Annotated in this window: 13 protein-coding genes; 7 read left to right on the top strand and 6 right to left on the bottom strand. The window is 52.2% G+C overall.

From position 1 onward, the window contains the following. Positions 1 to 7 precede the first annotated feature (7 nt). Both RID21_RS03635 and RID21_RS03630 read right to left on the bottom strand, forming a co-directional pair. Complete coding sequence (locus tag RID21_RS03635) at positions 8 to 1,273, bottom strand: GNAT family N-acetyltransferase (RefSeq protein ID WP_350187215.1); 1,266 nt, start codon at positions 1,271 to 1,273, stop codon at positions 8 to 10. Between the two features lie 305 nt (positions 1,274 to 1,578). Next, on the bottom strand, positions 1,579 to 3,663 hold the full coding sequence (locus RID21_RS03630; protein WP_350187214.1) for a HEAT repeat domain-containing protein: 2,085 nt from the start codon (positions 3,661 to 3,663) through the stop codon (positions 1,579 to 1,581). 250 nt (positions 3,664 to 3,913) lie between these two features. Between RID21_RS03630 and RID21_RS03625 the strand changes: the two genes are divergently transcribed. The 5 genes from RID21_RS03625 to pckA all read left to right on the top strand — a co-directional run bounded on the left by RID21_RS03625 (position 3,914) and on the right by pckA (position 10,012). Further along, positions 3,914 to 4,711: a hypothetical protein gene (locus RID21_RS03625; RefSeq protein WP_350187213.1), complete on the top strand. Its 798-nt coding sequence runs from the start codon at positions 3,914 to 3,916 to the stop codon at positions 4,709 to 4,711. 15 nt (positions 4,712 to 4,726) lie between these two features. Then, positions 4,727 to 5,548: a formylmethanofuran dehydrogenase subunit C gene (locus tag RID21_RS03620; protein ID WP_145440672.1), complete on the top strand. Its 822-nt coding sequence runs from the start codon at positions 4,727 to 4,729 to the stop codon at positions 5,546 to 5,548. Positions 5,549 to 5,587: 39 nt separating this feature from the next. Next, on the top strand, positions 5,588 to 7,249 hold the full coding sequence (locus tag RID21_RS03615) for a fatty acid CoA ligase family protein (protein ID WP_350187212.1): 1,662 nt from the start codon (positions 5,588 to 5,590) through the stop codon (positions 7,247 to 7,249). Then, the gene (locus RID21_RS03610) at positions 7,246 to 8,247 is read left to right on the top strand and encodes an NAD-dependent epimerase/dehydratase family protein (protein ID WP_350187211.1); all 1,002 of its coding nucleotides are present in this window, start codon (positions 7,246 to 7,248) and stop codon (positions 8,245 to 8,247) included. The genes RID21_RS03615 and RID21_RS03610 overlap by 4 nt, the downstream gene beginning before the upstream one ends. 178 nt (positions 8,248 to 8,425) lie before the next feature. Beyond that, complete coding sequence (pckA, locus tag RID21_RS03605; RefSeq protein ID WP_197993997.1) at positions 8,426 to 10,012, top strand: phosphoenolpyruvate carboxykinase (ATP); 1,587 nt, start codon at positions 8,426 to 8,428, stop codon at positions 10,010 to 10,012. A gap of 102 nt (positions 10,013 to 10,114) precedes the next feature. Here the strand turns inward: pckA and RID21_RS03600 are convergent, their stop codons facing one another. Continuing rightward, a complete protein-coding gene (locus tag RID21_RS03600; protein ID WP_350187210.1) occupies positions 10,115 to 10,522 on the bottom strand; it encodes an endonuclease V in 408 nt (135 codons plus the stop codon). Between the two features lie 122 nt (positions 10,523 to 10,644). On the opposite strand from RID21_RS03600, the gene RID21_RS03595 reads away from it, so the two are divergent. Continuing rightward, positions 10,645 to 11,241, top strand: coding sequence for a DUF6940 family protein (locus RID21_RS03595; protein ID WP_350187209.1), 597 nt, complete (start codon positions 10,645 to 10,647; stop codon positions 11,239 to 11,241). 51 nt (positions 11,242 to 11,292) lie between these two features. On the opposite strand, the gene RID21_RS03590 is transcribed toward RID21_RS03595, so the two are convergent. The 3 genes from RID21_RS03590 to RID21_RS03580 all read right to left on the bottom strand — a co-directional run bounded on the left by RID21_RS03590 (position 11,293) and on the right by RID21_RS03580 (position 13,822). After that, positions 11,293 to 12,261 (bottom strand): hypothetical protein, encoded by a 969-nt coding sequence (locus RID21_RS03590; RefSeq protein WP_350187208.1) that lies wholly within the window; start codon positions 12,259 to 12,261, stop codon positions 11,293 to 11,295. Between the two features lie 294 nt (positions 12,262 to 12,555). Continuing rightward, positions 12,556 to 12,993, bottom strand: a complete 438-nt coding sequence (locus RID21_RS03585; RefSeq protein ID WP_350187207.1) for a hypothetical protein — start codon at positions 12,991 to 12,993, stop codon at positions 12,556 to 12,558. A gap of 118 nt (positions 12,994 to 13,111) precedes the next feature. Further along, on the bottom strand, positions 13,112 to 13,822 hold the full coding sequence (locus RID21_RS03580; protein WP_145440665.1) for a molybdopterin-dependent oxidoreductase: 711 nt from the start codon (positions 13,820 to 13,822) through the stop codon (positions 13,112 to 13,114). A gap of 397 nt (positions 13,823 to 14,219) precedes the next feature. Between RID21_RS03580 and secA the strand changes: the two genes are divergently transcribed. Next, positions 14,220 to 17,756 (top strand): preprotein translocase subunit SecA, encoded by a 3,537-nt coding sequence (gene secA / locus RID21_RS03575; RefSeq protein ID WP_350187206.1) that lies wholly within the window; start codon positions 14,220 to 14,222, stop codon positions 17,754 to 17,756. The last annotated feature ends 30 nt before the right edge of the window (positions 17,757 to 17,786 follow it).

Genomic DNA, 17,786 nt, shown 5'->3' with positions numbered 1-17,786 from the left:
GCGTTGATCAACCGACAATGCGAAAAGGGGGGCGATCGGAATCAGGCTCCGCTTTCACATTGGTCTCTTCGGGCCAGTCTTCTGGTGCAATCGCAGCCAGTTCGATACTCGATTCGATTTCCGGGGTGACCTGCCTGCCACTGACCAATGCTGAACTGACATTGGCCTTGGCGCTGGCTACAGGCTGTTGCATCCAGCGGTTCAGCCTCAATAACTGTGACCGTGGAACTGTCAGCGGATAATGTGAGCAGCGGTAGCTGTGTAATGCACTGTTCTGCCACAGGCTGGCTGCAGACGGGCTCAATAAGCTCAGGTTCACGGCAGGTTCTCCATCCAGGATTGACTGCTGAATCATATTTGAGATGAGAGTCGTGACCGTTTCCGGATTGGTATCAGGAGCACGACCGATGGCCAGGTAATCGGTACCAGCAGTGTGTTGCAGGCCGTAGGCAAATGCGACGACACGATGATTGACGAACAGGGCATCGATGCGGGCCATCCCGGAGCGTGATGCAGGGCCATGGATATCCCGCAGGAAGTCCAGCTTTTGTTTGAGAGTATGAGCGCCTCCAGCGATCAGTGTCTGATTCCCATGTCGGAAATCCATCTGCTCAAACTGAGACCAGAGATCCCAACGTGGATTCCAGCCCGGAGCCAGTGGATCTTCTAACCGTGAACGGTAAAAAGAAACGTGGCCATCTTTAGCAGTGATTTCCTCAGCCTCTAGAATATGTTCTCTGGCTTCAGGGGATCGACTGGCCAGATATTCGATCCAGCTGGTATCACTCGTGTTGACCAGGAATGAACGACGCCAGGGAGCTGAACTCCCCTGATAACCGACCGACTTTAAGGCGTTGGCGGTCCGCCGATGGTCGTGACCATCCTGGTCAATATAACGCAGGTCGATCAGGTCCCAGTCACGTCGAGTCGAGCGGATGTGTCTGATCGCTGAGACCATTGTTGCTGCCGAGTTACCACCGATCTGTCCATAGAAAGTGCCCCAGTTGTCCAGTGGGTACGTCAGAACGCGCACGGTGCCCAGCGGTGTTGTCACCGGTTTGACGACCAGTGGCACGATACCGATGATTTTGTTCCTCAGTGTGACGAACAGAACACGTAATTTGAGCCCCTTTCCAAAGTGTGCCCAGTAGTGTTCCAGCCATTCCGGAGAATGAGCGAAGGTCGCTCCCTTGGTTTTACCGAGCAGATCGCGCCACGCCAGTCGAAAGTGATCCAGGCGTTCGATGTCGTTGATTTCAGCAACGGTGATCATGGCAGCTCCCATACTGGTAAAGGATGTCTCGATTTCCAATTCTCTTACTCTGCACTAATAAGAGAATCGCAAGATCCATGCCAGTGATCTGCTGAAGACCCAATCACGGATAATCGGTTCGCGCGGACTTTGAATCTGGAGAGTAGTCTGCGTCTAAACCCTTCGCGAGAAATTCTTTGTAGAAAGTGTCTCTCGTTGAATATCAAAATCGCTGAAATCCAGCTGCCAGCGAAGGAGCTTTCCCGCTGATGTCATAAATCAACAAATCGGTGGAGATGTTGATTTATGTCAACAGTTTGTGAGAATCAGCTACTCAGTTTTTTGAGAGCTGTTGCTGCTGCCTTTTTGACGCGTGGATCCTGATCCTTGGATGCGGCTTCCAGGGCCTGCTTAATTTCTGGAGTTTTGATTCCGTATTCACCCAGACTGATTGCCGCTTCGAGACGGGCGTCGGGATTCGGATGGTCGGTTACGACTTTGGCCATCACGGGAGCTGCTTTCTCAGCCCGTTGAGGAGTCGGATCAATTTTCGTCAATGCCCAGAGGGTGACAGCGTTCTCCATATTGTTATTGCTGGATTTGAGAGTTTTCTCCAACTGGGGAACTTCAGCTTTGGCTACTGCGCCGAAACGGGCCATCGCATACGTTGCGACCAGACGAAGATCGATATTACCCGAATTGAGATAGGGGGCAATTGCAGAGATCGCAGGTGCGGCAGCGGGACCAATTTCGGCCAGGGCTGTGATCAGTTCCTGGATGGCGCGGGGATTCTCTTCTTCTTTCAGAGCCGCTGTCAGTGCAGGGATCGCAGATTTGGCTTCAGGTCCCATCAGGGAAATTGCATTGGCGGCTTCTCGGCGGACCAGGGGACGCTCATCGGTGAGTGCTTTCGTCAGACCGGGGAGTGCTGTTTTAATCGTTTCCGGGTCATGGGGATTATTGCGGACCAGTGCCCAGGCACAGACAAGCTGTAAACGTTCGTCATCAGATGACTCAGCAGCGAGTTTCTTGATCTCGGGGATAGCTGCTTTGCTGCCCATTTTGGAGAGGGCGAAGACAGCGGCATTCCGGGTGCGATCCTTGGCTGATTTGAGGATTTCCAGCAGTTGAGGTTCTGCCTTTTTCGCAGCAGGTCCCATTTCTCCCAGACTGGTAATCGCCGACATTTTAACTTCCGGGTCGGTAGAATCTAACAGCTTGATCAGTTCCGGAATGGAGGCCCCGGCACCGGTACCGATTTCGCCCAATACATGAACAGCCAGTAATTTCAAAGGGGAATCGTCCTGCAGCATTTTATTCAATGCGGGGACAGATGCATCACCGATGGCTGCCAGCGCAGAGGCACTCGTAAGTGTCAGAGAGACGGGACCTGCCTGCATCGCAGAAGCCAGTTCGGGGACGGCAGAGGCTGCATCCGGTCCAATGGCACCCAGAGCAGTGGCGGCGTCCAGTTTGACATTGAGTTCAGGATCTGACAGCAGTTTCGTTAAAGCAGGGACAGCCGATTTGGCTTCAGGACCAAAGTCTCCCAGCGAGATAGCGGCATTCGCACGCACGATCTCAGATTTATTTGTGAGGACCGCCGTTAATGCGGGGACAACTTTCTCAGGTTGCGAGCGGATATTTCCCAGAGCGTGTGCGGCTCGCCAGACCAGGTTCGGATCATCAACTTTTTCCAGAATTTTGATCAGGGTCGGAATCGCTGATTCGCCACCGGCCCCCATCTGGGCCAGTACATCACAGATCTGCTGGCATTCCTGATTGTGGTTCGCTTCGTGTTCGTGTTTCAGGGTTGTCAGCAATGGTTTGACTGCGGGAGCACCAATCTGTGCCAGAGCCAGTGCCGCATCATTGCGGACCTCGTTGATCGAAATATTCAAGCCTTCCAGCAGGATGGGAATGACCTGTTTCAAGGTTTCCTGATTTTCGGGATCGATTTTCGCAGCAGCCCAGGCGGCGGAAATTTTCAGGTAAGAATTGTTACTCTCCAGTAGAGGCATGATCTGCTTCAGAGCGGGTTTGGCTTCGGGGCCAATCTGGCGGAGGGCCTGCAAAGTGTTGTACTTAAGAATGACAGAATAACCACGCAGAACTTTGGCAAGTTCAGGAACGGCAGCTGAGGCATCAGGCCCGATTTTTCCCAGGGCGGTGATGGCTTCACTGCGGGCCGCTACAGAACCCTCTTTGACGACAGAAATCAGCGCCGGTACCGCAGCTTTCGCACTCGGCCCCAATTCGCCCAACTGGTGTGCTGCCAGTGCTTGAGCGTCCTCATTGTTGCTTTTCAGTTCCTGGACCAGTTTATTGACGTCCATGCTGGCTGAAAGAAGTAGGGGAGTCGCGAGCAGACAGATCGCCAAAGTGAGTCCTGCAGTAAGTAACTGACGCATGAGCATGGTTCCTGGAGCTGATCGTTGCGAGTACCAGTGGTCTGTGGATAAGAAAGAATTCATCTTACCTTCAGATGAAAGACTGGCGAAAAAGATTCGAGAACATTATGCTATAATTGATATCATGATCCGAGTTTAAAAATCAAGTATTTCCACTCGGATTCATCAGGAAATCACACAAGCCGTCTGCTGCGAATCAGATTTCGGGCAGTCACGTGAACTACACTCAAATTCCGCTCTGAGGTCGAACATGAAAACAGTCACTTTGAAAATGAGCATGTTGTTACTGGGAATCATTACACTGTTTTCTGCTGGTCATTTCCTGAAGGCAGGTCCCTGGTATAGAAACAACAATGTTTATTACTGGCCCGGCAGCTACAGTCCGGCGATTTACAGTCCCTGGTATGGCGGATACTACACTGGCAACTGGGGCTCTCCGGTGGATGCGCTCGGTTCCCGTTATCAGGGAATGGCTGATCTGGTGCGTGCTCGAGGACAGGCCCAGGTGGATCACACCAAGGCGCTGGTGAATTACCAGGACGCTCAGGGCAAGTATATCGAAAACCAGAAGAAACTGGCTGATACCTACGTGTCGGTACAAAAGGCACAGCGGGCCTATAATCAGCAACGGGCTGCCGAGCAGAAAGAACGGGAAGCACAGCAGGAAGCCGCTCGTAAGAAGAGAGTTGAAGAGAACGAGAAGCGTCGCGAGACCGGAACTCCCGTGTATTACGAGCCTGGCTTTACGCAAACTGATACCACACTGAGTGCCAGCCAGCTGAATCCTGCAACCGGGGAAATCTCCTGGCCCGAAGCTTTGATGGGAGAAGAATACAAAGCATCTCGCGATAAAATGCAAGAGCTCTTCAAACTGCGTGATTCGACCGGTGTCACTTCCGAAATCTCGCAGGAGATTTATAACGAAGCACAGGTCATGAAGAATCAGCTGCGGGGACAGATCCGGGACATGGTTCCCAATGATTATCTGTCAGCACGGCGTTTCATCGAAGGTCTGGCTAACATGGGCCAGAAAACCGTCAACAGCTGATATAGAACATCCCGAATGGCCCTCACGTTTACGCTTAAACAGACACTCCCGGTCTCTCTCGAAGTAAACTCGGTGAGTCATGAATCAGTGAGTGGTCAGTCACTGAGACAGATCTGTGCGCTACCCGTTCTGTGGGGCAATCGTCAGTCTACCGTGGGGGAATTCTTTGATGTCCAGCAGAGCGATGCAGAGTCGGATCTGTTGGTCTTTACAGGTGATTGTTCGCGACTGAAATACATTGGTGCCGGTCTCTCACGAGGTCGCATCCGTGTGGAAGGCAGTGCCGGCATGCATCTGGGGGCGGAGATGACAGGCGGTGAAATTCTCGTTGAAGGAGATGTCGCCGATTGTGCCGCGACTGAGATGCAGGGAGGGACACTCAGCATTCAAGGTAATGCCGGCGATCTTCTTGGAGCTGCCTATCCTGGCAGTAAACGTGGGATGCGGGGAGGCACCATCACAGTCAATGGCCATGTCGGTAATGAAACCGGGCATCGGATGCGTCGTGGCACGATTGTCATCGGGGGTGATGCCGGCGATGCGACCGGGTTTGATATGATTGCCGGTTCCATTTTTACTTTCGGCAAAATGGGGGCACTGGCCGGAGCTGGAATGCGGAGAGGGACACTCGGGCTGCTGGGAGATGCGGGAACGCCGGATCTGCTGCCCACATTTCGCTACTCATGCCTTTATCGGCCGACATGGCTCTCGTTTTTTCTGCGCAAGTTGGCGCAAACCGGTTTTCCGGTTCCGGAGAACTGTTTCAGCAGTGAATATCGCCGCTACTGCGGCGATTTTCTGACCTTGGGTAAGGGAGAAATTCTGGTTCGCCAGTAAAGGACTTTCCCTGTTTCGGAAGCTGCGTACCTGTCTGTCATGTCTGATCAATTTAATATCGCCGATCGTCTTAGCCAGTCCGCTCAGGTCTGGCCGCACCAGAAAGCGGTGGTCTTTCCCGCGGGTCAGGACCGGCAGGGCCGATATACCTACAGCAGTCTGACCTTTCAGCAACTGGACCAGGAGAGTGATCGCCTGGCGCGGGGACTGATTGAGTTGGGAGTGAAGCCGGGAACCCGGATGGCCCTGATGGTGCGTCCCAGTCTGGAGTTCATTGCACTCACCTTTGCGCTGTTCAAGGCGGGAGCGGTGATCATTCTGATCGATCCGGGAATGGGGCGAAAAAATATTATTCGCTGTCTGGCCGAAGTGGAGCCTGAAGGTTTTGTTGCGATTCCGCTGGCACAGTTGTTTCGCAAGATCAAGCGACGCGACTTTCCCAAAGCCCGCCTGAACGTGACTGTTGGTAAGCCGGTTCTGACATCAGGAATCGACTATGACTGGTTACTGGGGAAAGAATGGACCCCGTTTGAAATCATTCAACGGGATCGCACCGATCCGGCGGCGATCATATTCACCAGCGGGAGCACAGGTCCCCCTAAAGGGGTGGCCTATGAGCATGGCATGTTCTGGTCTCAGGTAGATCTCTTACGCGATTATTACCAGATCCAGCCGGGTGAAGTCGATCTGCCGGGGTTCCCGCTGTTTGCACTCTTCAATTCGGCGATGGGGGTGACCACCGTCGTGCCCGATATGGATCCGACGAAGCCGGCCCTGGTTAATCCGGAGAAAATCATCCGCCAGATGAATGATCAGGGGGTGACGCAGGCCTTTGGTTCTCCCGCGATGTGGAATCGGATTGGCCGGTACTGTGAAGAGCACGGCATTAAACTTCCTTCTCTAAAACGTGTGCTTTCTGCTGGTGCCCCCGTTCCCGTCCATGTCATTCAACGGATGCGTCAGACATTAAGTTGTGCGGATGCGGACATCAATACTCCGTATGGAGCGACAGAATCGCTGCCGGTTGCTTCCATCTGTGGACGTGAGGTACTGGAAGAGACCTCAAAACTGACGGCGACAGGAGCCGGGACCTGTGTGGGAATTCCGTTTCCCGGGGTGCAGGTCAAAATCATTCGGATTCATAACGAGCCCCTCGAGTCGATCGAACAGGCAGAAGAACTTCCTGTCGGGGAGATCGGAGAAATCATCGTCCAGGGGCCGATGGCCACTCGTGAATATTTCCTGCGTCCCGAAGCGACGCGTCTGGCAAAAATTCCAGATGGAGCACAGTTCTGGCACCGCATGGGGGATGTGGGTTACCGGGATGAACATGGAAAGCTCTGGTTCTGTGGCCGGAAAGCACATATGGTTGAAACGGCCGAGGGCCCGATGTTTACCATCTGTTGCGAGGCGATATTCAATCAGCATCCGCGGATTTACCGTTGTGCTCTGGTGGGCGTAGGTGAGAAACCAAAACAACGTCCGGTGATTATTGTAGAGCCGGAGCAGGGGGACTTTCCGCAAAGTCAGACAGCACGCAAACAACTGACAGAGGAACTGCTCGAGCTGGGGCAGGCGAATGCACTCACGCAGTCAATTGAAACGGTCCTGTTTCATAAATCGTTACCCGTTGATATCAGGCATAATGTGAAAATCTTTCGCGAAAAGCTGGCTCCCTGGGCCGAAAGGCTGGTTACATGAAAGTCCTCGTGACCGGGGGAGGCGGATTCCTGGGGCTCTATATCGTCGAACAACTGGTCGAAGCAGGGGAGACGGTCCGCGTTTTTTGTCGTGGAGAGTATCCTCGCCTCAAGGAGTTGAATGTCGAAACCATCCAGGGGGATATTCGCGATGCTGCTGCAGTAGAGCGAGCCTGTACTGGCATTGAGACGGTCTATCATACGGCAGCTGTCTCCGGCATCTGGGGACCGTGGGATTATTTCTACGGTATTAATACTCAAGGGACTTTGAACGTTCTAGAAGCCTGTCAGTCACAGGGAGTGACGCGTCTGATTTATACGAGTTCTCCGAGTGTGGTCTACGATGGCTCTGCGCATGAAAATGCCAGTGAGAAACTCCCTTATAGCCAGAACTTTCTCTGTCATTATCCACACACAAAGATGCTGGCTGAGCAGGCTGTCCTGGCGGCCAATGGGACGCGTGGTCTGGCGACCGTTGCTTTGAGACCGCATCTGATCTGGGGCCCGCGTGACAATCATCTGATTCCCCGACTGATTCAGCGTGCGAAATCCGGTCGCTTAAGGCAGGTGGGAACGGGCGAGAACCTGATCTCAATGTGCTATGTGGAAAACGCGGCAGCGGCCCATCTGCAGGCTGCCGCACGTCTGTATTGCGATTCTCCCGTTGGTGGACAGGCCTATTTCATCAATGAGCCGGAACCGGTGGTGATGTGGGCCTGGATTAACCAACTGCTGGCTTTGGCGGGACTGCCACCCGTTGAAAAGCGGATTTCGGTCAAGGCCGCCAAGCGGATCGGCAGCGTATTGGAATTTTTGTACCGTACGTTGCACCTTCCAGGTGAACCGCCGATGACCCGCTTTCTTGCCTCTCAGTTGAGCAGTTCTCACTACTATGATATCAGTCGTGCCCGACTTGATTTCGGATATGCACCTCTGGTCACTTTTGATGAAGCGATGCAGCGAATGGAACCAGAACTGCAGCGTCTGGCTGCCCGATAGGCCTCTGAACTTCTTTTCTTCTCAGAAAACCGGACCTGCAGGTGAGAATCACTCTTGGTGAAAGCGCAGCATGATATTAAACTTACGACGCGCCCTTTCCTCAAGTTGTATGATTTGGACTGGCGGTGATGGGCAGGCTGTGTTTGCTGTGAATTGAGTTCTCGAAATGGAGAAGAAAATGGAGTCGTTTGATCTGTCGGAGCATGGAATCAATGTAGATTGGGTCATGCGGAACCCTGATCCTTCGATGTTGTACGAAGAAGCCATACGCTATGAGCCGGGAACTTCAATTTCCGATACGGGAGCGCTGCTTGCTTATTCAGGTGAGAAGACCGGTCGTTCCCCCAAAGACAAACGGGTCGTCAAACACAAGAATTCCCAGGAAGATATCTGGTGGGGCGATGTGAATTACCCCCTGGATCAGCATGCCTTTTACTGTAACCGCGAGCGGGCAACCGACTATCTGAATATCTGCCCGCATCTCTACGTTATCGATGCGTTTGCAGGCTGGGATCCGGAATACCAGATCAAAGTCCGCGTGATCTGCTCACGTCCGTATCATGCATTATTCATGCACAACATGCTGATTCGTCCGACCGAAGAACAGTTGAAGGATTTCGGAAAGCCGGACTACGTGATTTATAATGCAGGCACATTCCCCGCGAATCGATTCACTACGGGGATGACATCCAAAACCAGCGTCGATTTAAGTATTGAGGATGGTGAGATCGTCATTCTGGGGACCGAGTATGCCGGCGAAATGAAAAAAGGCATCTTCACAGTCATGAACTACCTGATGCCCAAGCGGGGGATTCTCTCAATGCACTGCTCGGCGACCGCCGATCGCCAGACGGGGCGTTCCTCTGTTCTCTTCGGATTGTCAGGAACGGGGAAAACAACGCTTTCAGCTGATCCTAAGCGGTATCTGATTGGAGACGATGAACACTGCTGGACCGATAACGGCATCTTCAATATTGAAGGCGGCTGTTACGCAAAGGCTATCTATCTGTCCCGCGAGAATGAACCGGAAATCTTCCAGGCACTGCGCTATGGGGCGGTACTGGAGAATGTGGTTTATGACGAGGCGCATCACCACGTGGACTTCAATGATACGAGTTTCACGCAAAATACCCGCGGGGCATATCCGATCGAATACATGCCCAGTGCAAAAATTCCCTGTGTGGCAGATCATCCTACCGATGTGATTTTCCTGACCTGTGATGCGTTCGGCGTACTGCCTCCTGTAAGTAAGCTGACCCCGGAGCAGGCGATGTACCACTTTATCAGCGGTTATACTGCGAAAGTGGCTGGCACCGAAATGGGAGTCAACGAACCAGAAGCCACCTTCTCTCCCTGTTTTGGTGGGCCGTTCCTGGTCTGGCATCCCGGTAAATATGCGGATCTGCTGGCGGAGAAAATCCGGAAGTACAATGCCAATGTCTGGCTGGTCAACACTGGTTGGAACGGAGGTGCCTATGGCGTCGGCAATCGAATCAGTCTGCAGCACACGCGTGCAATCATTGACGCGATCCATTCCGGAACACTGAATCACGCTCCGACCGAAGTCGACCCGATTTTCGGAACCGCGACCGTGACTAAATGCCCCGATGTGGATTCCAAAATGCTCGTGCCTCATAACTCCTGGGCGGATCAGAGTGCCTACAAGGAGACCGCGAAAAAACTGGCGCACGCATTTAATCAGAACTTTATGAAGTATGCCTCAGGGGTATCTGAGGCTGTCCTCGCAGCAGCACCACAGGTTTGAGCCCCATTCAATTTTCCACTCTGCAGAGTTGATCGACCTGCTTTAACAGAGTGGGAATGCGGAATGGACCGTGCATCGATTTGATTTTCTGCTGCGCATCTGTCAGTGGAATTCCCAGTGCAGTGACGAACAGCGGATTCTGGCTGTTGCCGCGCAGGATTTCCGTTTCCGCGGGAGTCTGATTAAAACGGATTTTGCAACGCCAATGATGGGGATTTCTTCTCCCAGGTCCTGATAGAGACAGGTGCCCAGGCCAGGACGCAGGTCTGCTCCCAGTGTGACGTAACCATCGATGACGATGGTTTCCAGTTCGGGTTTCACGTCTGCGATCAAAGCAAGCAGGCAGGGGAGTTCGCGTTTGTAGAATTGTCCCGGTTCATACTCCGCAACCTCGGGGATCGATTTGAGGAGCGTTTCGGCTACCTGGTCTGATTCCCAGTCGTCGAACAGAAGTCCTGCGACTGTGGCTGAATCGTCTGGATGGTAATATACGTCTAAAGCGAGATTCACGGGAAACACTTTTACGGATTTCGACTGACTCTCTTACAATGCGATAGTTGGATTGAAGCCTATCATACCTGTCGCGAATCATATTTCCAGACAGGAGTCACGACAGGGAAATGCTGCATATCATGTGGAAGCTTCAACAAGAGTCGCTGTCAGAGTCCGGGATGCTGCGTTTCCAGGTTGTGGAAGATTCACAGGTTGTTCGCTTTGCGGACGTACTGGAACTGTGGCAGGAAGACACGGAATTCAGTCTCTGGTTCACCGATATGCTGGCAGCACTACCTTTCACAGCGTTCCGCTGGGAGACGCCTCCAGTCACAGCCTCAACCCTAAGTCGACCTTTTGAGTTTGTGATCATTGACAGCCCCACGTTGGATCGTCCAGTGGACCGAGAAACGTTTGCCGAGCATTTCTCAATCGTTCCGCATAAAGCTGTTGTGAGTTTTTCGAATCTGGGACGTGATGCGATCCTGATTGTTCCCTGCCCAGCTTCTGCCGAGCTTGATTACTGTCATCTGGCGGATTTTGTTCGTCGAGCCCCCCAGGCACAGGTTCTGGTATTCTGGAAAACGATCGGCAGTGTCATGCAGCAGCGAGTCAGTGAACAACCTGTCTGGTTAAGTACTGCAGGAGCAGGAGTGGCCTGGCTCCACGTCCGTCTGGATGATCGCCCCAAGTATTACCGGTATCAACCGTATCGCACGCTTTCGGCGTCAGAGTAGAACTACTTTCGATTATTGTTCGTTCCATCATAGAGACAACTTCACTCAAAGTTATTTTTCGATCTTTTGCCCGGACTTTATAATGAGGTCCATTAGATTTCGTCGCACATCTTCGAGAGTACCCACGGCAACGAAGACCTGGTACGAATAGGAACCTGCTGCCACTCCCTGGGGATCGCGGACACGAAACACACAGTTCCATTTCACCACTTTCTGTGGCGCAAACCGAAAGCGACCATAGCCGGCGTGTTCAAAGCCGGGAGCCGGCTGATCAGGAGAGAAGACGCCCATGGCATATTGCTGATCTTTGGTGCTCAGGATGACTGGAAATCTCTGCTCACCCGGTCCATCGTTCAGGGGGGTGAGCGTTCCCGTTATTGGATCGAGTTTCCAGAATGACTCGAACTCGGCAGGCATGTAACCGGTGAGAGCTTCAAACTGGGCATAATGATGCTGCTCTCCTGCAGGGATTGTAAATGTCACCCGGTAGTCGAGTACCTGGTCAAGATTCTGATAGCCGATGCGAACCTGTTTCGTCAGTTGATGATTAGAAAGTATCCTCTTGTTAAGTGCAGGCCTGCCTGATGACTTTTGCCCGGGGGCCAGCCAGTACGCCATCTGAGTCGTTGTGGTGAGTTGATTTCCCTGAGCCTGGATGCGAAGCAGCCTGCTGGAGGAAGAAGGGCCTGCACCATCTGAGCGAGAGCCCGCTTCGGTTGGATTAAAACACTCAGCCCAGAATTCTCCCGGTCTGGCGCAGTCAAAGCTGGCGGCAGACTGCAATTGTCTGCCGTGATCGAAACTGTCAATGAATTCTTTCCCATTCCATGTCAGAGAATGAATAGCCCCGGCTAATCGATTAGTCGTCGTAATGACGATCTCCGAATCACCTGTTTTATGGCGGATGACAGCGTTACCATTCAGTTCCTCAGCCTGTGTGATATCAGCAAACAACAGGATCGCCATCATGATTAACAGAGAGCTGATCTGGTAATGAGAGTTGTACGATGAGGGTGGCATGCAGGAAGTTCCTTCAAAGTCGATGTCTTTCGTCTGAGTAATCATTGAGTTTAGAGTGAGATTGAAAGCACGAACTCAAGTCCCAGGCGGGCCTCGTTTGAATATGTTTTACTGATGATAGTCGTTCGAACCTCTGGGGGAAACTGGTGTCTTCTCAGATCAGCTCTTATCGCTGATGAAATGGAACCTTTTTGAGACTGGACCGGTTTCAGGAGTCCAGCTCTGATGAATTAACGCGAGCTGCACTTTGTGCAACGCTGAGGCCTTGGGAAATGTAGCTTTCAATGATGCTGATTAATTTGGGGGTGAATCTTGTGACTGACTTTCCAGTGTGCTGGAAAGTCGTCTGCGAAGTCGTTTCCAGAGGATCAGTTCAATGAAGAGCTGCAGATTGATGATCAGGAAGATCGTCAGTCCAATCAGTGCCGGTATATTCCAGTCCTCCAGGACCATATACAGAATGGCTGTGAAACTGGCTGCAGACAGGACAACAGAAAAAAGCGTCAATGCGGCGATGCTCCGTTCTGATCTCTGTTGAATCCCTTTCGCCAGCAGAAAATAGAGCAGGCCTGTGATGAGATGCAGTACCGCGCCAATCAGAATCGTTGGGTGCATCACGAGGCTGACCGCGAAGAGAACTGTGCCAAAAAACAGACAGTAACCGCCCGTAAAGCAGCTGAGTATCGAAATGTTTTTGATGTACTGTTTTTCGGTGGCAGAACTCAGATTCATTTGATCAATCTACTGTTTAAGGTCGAAGCACGGGGGGGGCCTAGAAGGGGATCAGGGTGATTCTATTCCAACAGATAGCAGGAACTCTGGATATTTGAGCTTAAAATGGCCCTCTCAGTTACGCTTCAAACCCCGGGGGAATGTGGTCTCTCGACTGAAAACGTTCTCCGTCAGGATTGTTTTCATCGACCACCCAGGGATCACCATGATTGTGATACCCGCACTGCTCCCAGTAGCCCGGTTGATCTTCCGCAATGAAATCGATCCGTTTGAGCCACTTGGCACTTTTCCAGGCGTAGAGTAGCGGGACGATCAGCCGCAGTGGTCCTCCATGATCTGGATCGAGGGGTGTGCCATCATGTGTGTCACAGAGCAGTACATCTTCAGACTGGAAGTCGGCCAGGGGGAGGTTAGTCGTCCAGTCGCCATCATAACCGGTGGCGATGACATAGCGGGCCGTCGGTTGTACGCCCGCTCGTTGCATGATCTCACGCGCCGAAACCCCCTCCCAGAGATTTCCCAGACGGGACCAGCGAGTGACACAGTGGAAGTCCGCAAAGACTCGGGTGCGGGGTAACTGCTGATATTCTTCCCAATTGAAAGAGAGTGGCGTGTTGACCAGGCCTCCGATCTCAAGTCGCCAGGTGTCGAGATTTACGGCGGGCACACTAGTTGCGTGCAGGACCGGCCATTTGCGCGTTCGACTTTGACCAGCGGGAATCCGTTCAGTCCGATGCGTATCTGTACTGACGATAATGTCCGAATCGGGAGCTGGGGGCAGCGGTGGCGGACCAGCCTGGTATTTTTCTTCATCGGGACTGTTCTGCATGTGCAGTCTCCACAGGGGGTTAGGTGTCGTTATGCACTTGGTCTTGCTCTGTGAACTATACGAAATTCGTTGATTTTAGCCAGACGTAGATATTACAAATCCCCCAGACTTGGCACATTGGTTGCAATTCTGTATGACGAATCCTTTCTTTAATTCGAAGTAAACCGCTGGTTAGAAGGCGAGACCGCCATTGACCATATTTTTCAAAATAAATAAACTTCGGAAAGAGAAGAACTTACAAAAATTAAATGTCTTCTGGACCGTCGACGGTAGGAGACCTCGCTCTATTTGCGTAGCGCGGGGTGAGTATGGGCTCCCTGCCAGTATGACAGTGAGCTCTGACTGCCCGGAAGCAGCAATCGTCTAAATTTTAGAGAATTCGAGTTCGGGTTACATAATGGAATTCCTTGACAAACTGGGTGAGTGGCTGACAACAGTTACGGCATGGTTAGAGCGGTTTCTGACAGGATTGTTTGGCTCTTCCAACGAGCGACAGATCCGCAAACTGGGCTTCGTGCGTGACAAAGACGGCAAAGATGAAATCACTCCCGGTTCCATGCTGGCAGAAATAGACAGCTTCGAACCGGAGCTCATGAAACTGACCGATGAGGAACTGAAGCAGACCGCCGACAGATTGAGAGCAAGGCTGGCGGCGGGTGAAACGCTGGACGATATTCTGACCTATGCCTTCGCTGCGGTGCGTGAGTCGGCCCGTCGGAATTTGAATATGCGTCACTATCCGGTGCAGATGATTGGTGGTTATTTCCTGCACAAAGGGACGATTGCGGAAATGGTCACCGGGGAAGGTAAGACGCTGGTTTCCTCCCTGCCTGCATTCCTCAACGCACTTTCCGGCAAGGTGCATATCGTCACCGTGAACGATTACCTGGCACTCCGTGATATGGAGTGGATGGGACCAATTCATATCGCCCTGGGGCTGACCGTCGGTGCGATTCAGTCGCGGATGGGACCCGAAGAGCGGCAGAAGCACTATGCCTGCGACATTACCTACGGGACGAATAATGAATTTGGTTTCGATTATCTGCGCGATAACATGAAGCCGGTCAAAGAGCTGCAGGTACAGGGACCGCTCAATTTTGCTGTCGTGGACGAAATCGATAACATTCTGATCGACGAAGCCCGTACGCCTCTGATTATTTCAGGTCCCGCACAGGATGATGTTACCAAGTATTCACGGGCAAATTCCGTGGCGTTGAAACTGAAGGTCGGTGAAGACTTTGAAGTCAAAGAAAAAGAACATACCTGTCACCTGACCGATGCTGGTGTGAAACATGCCGAGGAACTGGCAGGTGTAGAAAGCTTCTATACAGCCGGAAACATGGAGTGGCCGCACCTGATCGACAACTCACTCAAGGCACATCATCTCTACAAACGTGATGTTAATTATGTAGTGCAGCAGGGCGAAGTCATCATCGTGGACGATAACACCGGGCGTCTGATGCCTGGTCGTCAATGGGGCGATGGTCTGCATCAGGCAGTCGAAGCCAAAGAGGGGGTTAAGATCAAGGAAGAGTCACAGACTCTGGCCACGATTACTCTACAGAACTTCTTCAAGCTGTACGACAAGCTCGCCGGGATGACCGGTACTGCAATGACCGAAGCAGAAGAGTTCTGGAAAATCTATCAGCTGGATGTGGTCACGATCCCAACGAACCGTCCGATGCAGAGAATCAACCATCCGGATGTGATCTACCAGACGGAAAAAGAGAAATGGAATGCGATCGCGGATGAAGTTCGCGAGGTCCATGCGACAGGGCGACCAATCCTCGTCGGTACTGTGTCTATTGAGCAGTCTGAAATTGTCAGTCATCGTTTGAGTAAATACGGTATTCCCCACAATGTGCTTAACGCCAAGAATCATGAGCGTGAAGCAGAAATCATTGCGCAGGCAGGTCGAAAAGGTGCTGTGACGATTGCCACCAACATGGCCGGTCGTGGTACTGACATCATCCTGGGGGGAAGCGCCGAGCATCTGGCCTGGGAAGAACTGAGCCAGAAATACGACTCCCGAATTGAGATCCCCAAGGCAGAATGGGACACCACCGTCAAGGAGATCGAAAAACGGGAAGGGATGGATGTTGAAGGCGAAGAGGTAATGCAGTTGGGCGGATTACATGTGATCGGCTCTGAGCGACATGATTCCCGACGCATTGATCTCCAGCTCCGCGGTCGTTCCGGACGTCAGGGAGACCCGGGTTCCAGCCGGTTCTTCCTCTCACTGGAAGACAAGCTGATGCGTGTCTTTGCCGGTGAATGGGTGAAAAACATTCTGGCACGTCTGGGTATGGAAGAGGGGGAGGCCATCGAAAGTGGGATGGTTTCCAAGCGAATTGAAGGCGCCCAGAAAAAAGTAGAAGAACGGCATTTTGAGCAGCGAAAACACCTGCTCGAATATGACGAAGTGATGGACGAACAACGTAAGAACGTCTATGGCTATCGTCAGCGGATTCTAGATGGCTGTAACTGCCGTGAGCTCATTATTGAAATGATCCAGAGGCAGGTTGATGAAGAAACTGATCGACTGCTCGACAGCAGTTATCGCTGGGATACCATTGCAGCCTGGTCCACTCAGGAAGCCCATATCGAAGTGGATGCCTCCGACGTGAGGGATATGACCTTTGACCAGCTGGTCAGCTTCCTCAAAGACGAAGCTGCTTCACAGGCCGATGACCTGATCGCCGAACAGATCAGTGAAAATCTGCCGGAAGAATATGAAGATGACTGGAACTGGCAGGCGCTCACCAAATGGGCGAATGCTCATTATGGTCTGAATCTGAACGACCGTGAGCTGAAGAAGATCGGTCGCGACGGGCTGCATCAGTTCCTTTACGATCATGCCTTGAAGGCAATCGAACGAATCGATTTTACTCCGCTGGAAAACTTCCTGGATGAAGACTGGGGGATTCGTTCCCTGTCAGGGTACCTGAATTATCAGTTCGGCCTGGAAGTCGATCCCCAGGAGTTTAAAAATCTGAGTATTCCGGAATCGAAAACGAAGATTCTGGAGAAAGTGAAAGAACTTTACCACGAAAAAGAAGTGACTTTCCCGGTCACTGTGGGCATGTATAACTTCCTGGGAAATCAGCAACCCGGAAATGAATCCAACAGTCGCGTGGGACTGGTGAAATGGGCCAATTCCCGCTTCCATTCCGATCTGGATCTGGAAGCGCTGAAGGGGAAGCAGGTCAGCGAAATCCAGAAGATTCTCTCCGCTGAAAGCGAAAAAGTCTTCGTCAATGGAGCGGCTTCCACCCGGATTGAAAAATATCTTTCCGAAGCCTATTCGGAAGACCTTCAGGTCATGGGAACACCAGCCGAACACAAGGAATCCACACTTCAGGAACTCGCTACCTGGGCACAAAAAGAGCTGGAACTGGATGTGACCATAGAAGAGTTGGAGCCGCTCACCACGGATGAGGTCCGGACTCGACTGTACCAGGCGTACAACAAGCGTTATCGGCCCGAACTAAGCCAGGCTGAGCGTTCTTTGATCCTGGAAGTTCTGGATACTTCCTGGAAAGATCACTTGTATTACATGGACCATCTGCGGTCCGGAATTGGTCTGGTGGGGTATGCTCAGAAAGATCCCAAGGTCGAATATCGACGCGAAGGGATGAAGGCCTTCGATGCAATGTGGGGCCGCATTGGTCAGCAGGTGACATCGGCGATTTTCCGTCTGGAAAAGCAGAGCCCTGATTTCGTTGGGTCCTTGTGGCAGGTCACTTCGACGGTACATGAAGAAGTGGCCGACGATTTTGAATATGATGATCCGACAGGCGAGCAGGATAATGCTCCCGAACCGGAACAGCGTTCGATTGAGCCCATTGTTAACGATCAGCCGAAAGTCGGTCGAAATGATCCTTGCCCCTGTGGGAGTGGGAAAAAATATAAGAAGTGTTGCGGCCAGGTCTGATCGGCTCCGGTTTCCAACCTGTTAATTTCG

It is taken from the genome of Gimesia sp., from assembly GCF_040219335.1.
Classification (GTDB): domain Bacteria; phylum Planctomycetota; class Planctomycetia; order Planctomycetales; family Planctomycetaceae; genus Gimesia.
Note: the sequence above shows the minus strand (reverse complement) of the source record. Positions and strands in the feature narration are given on the sequence as shown.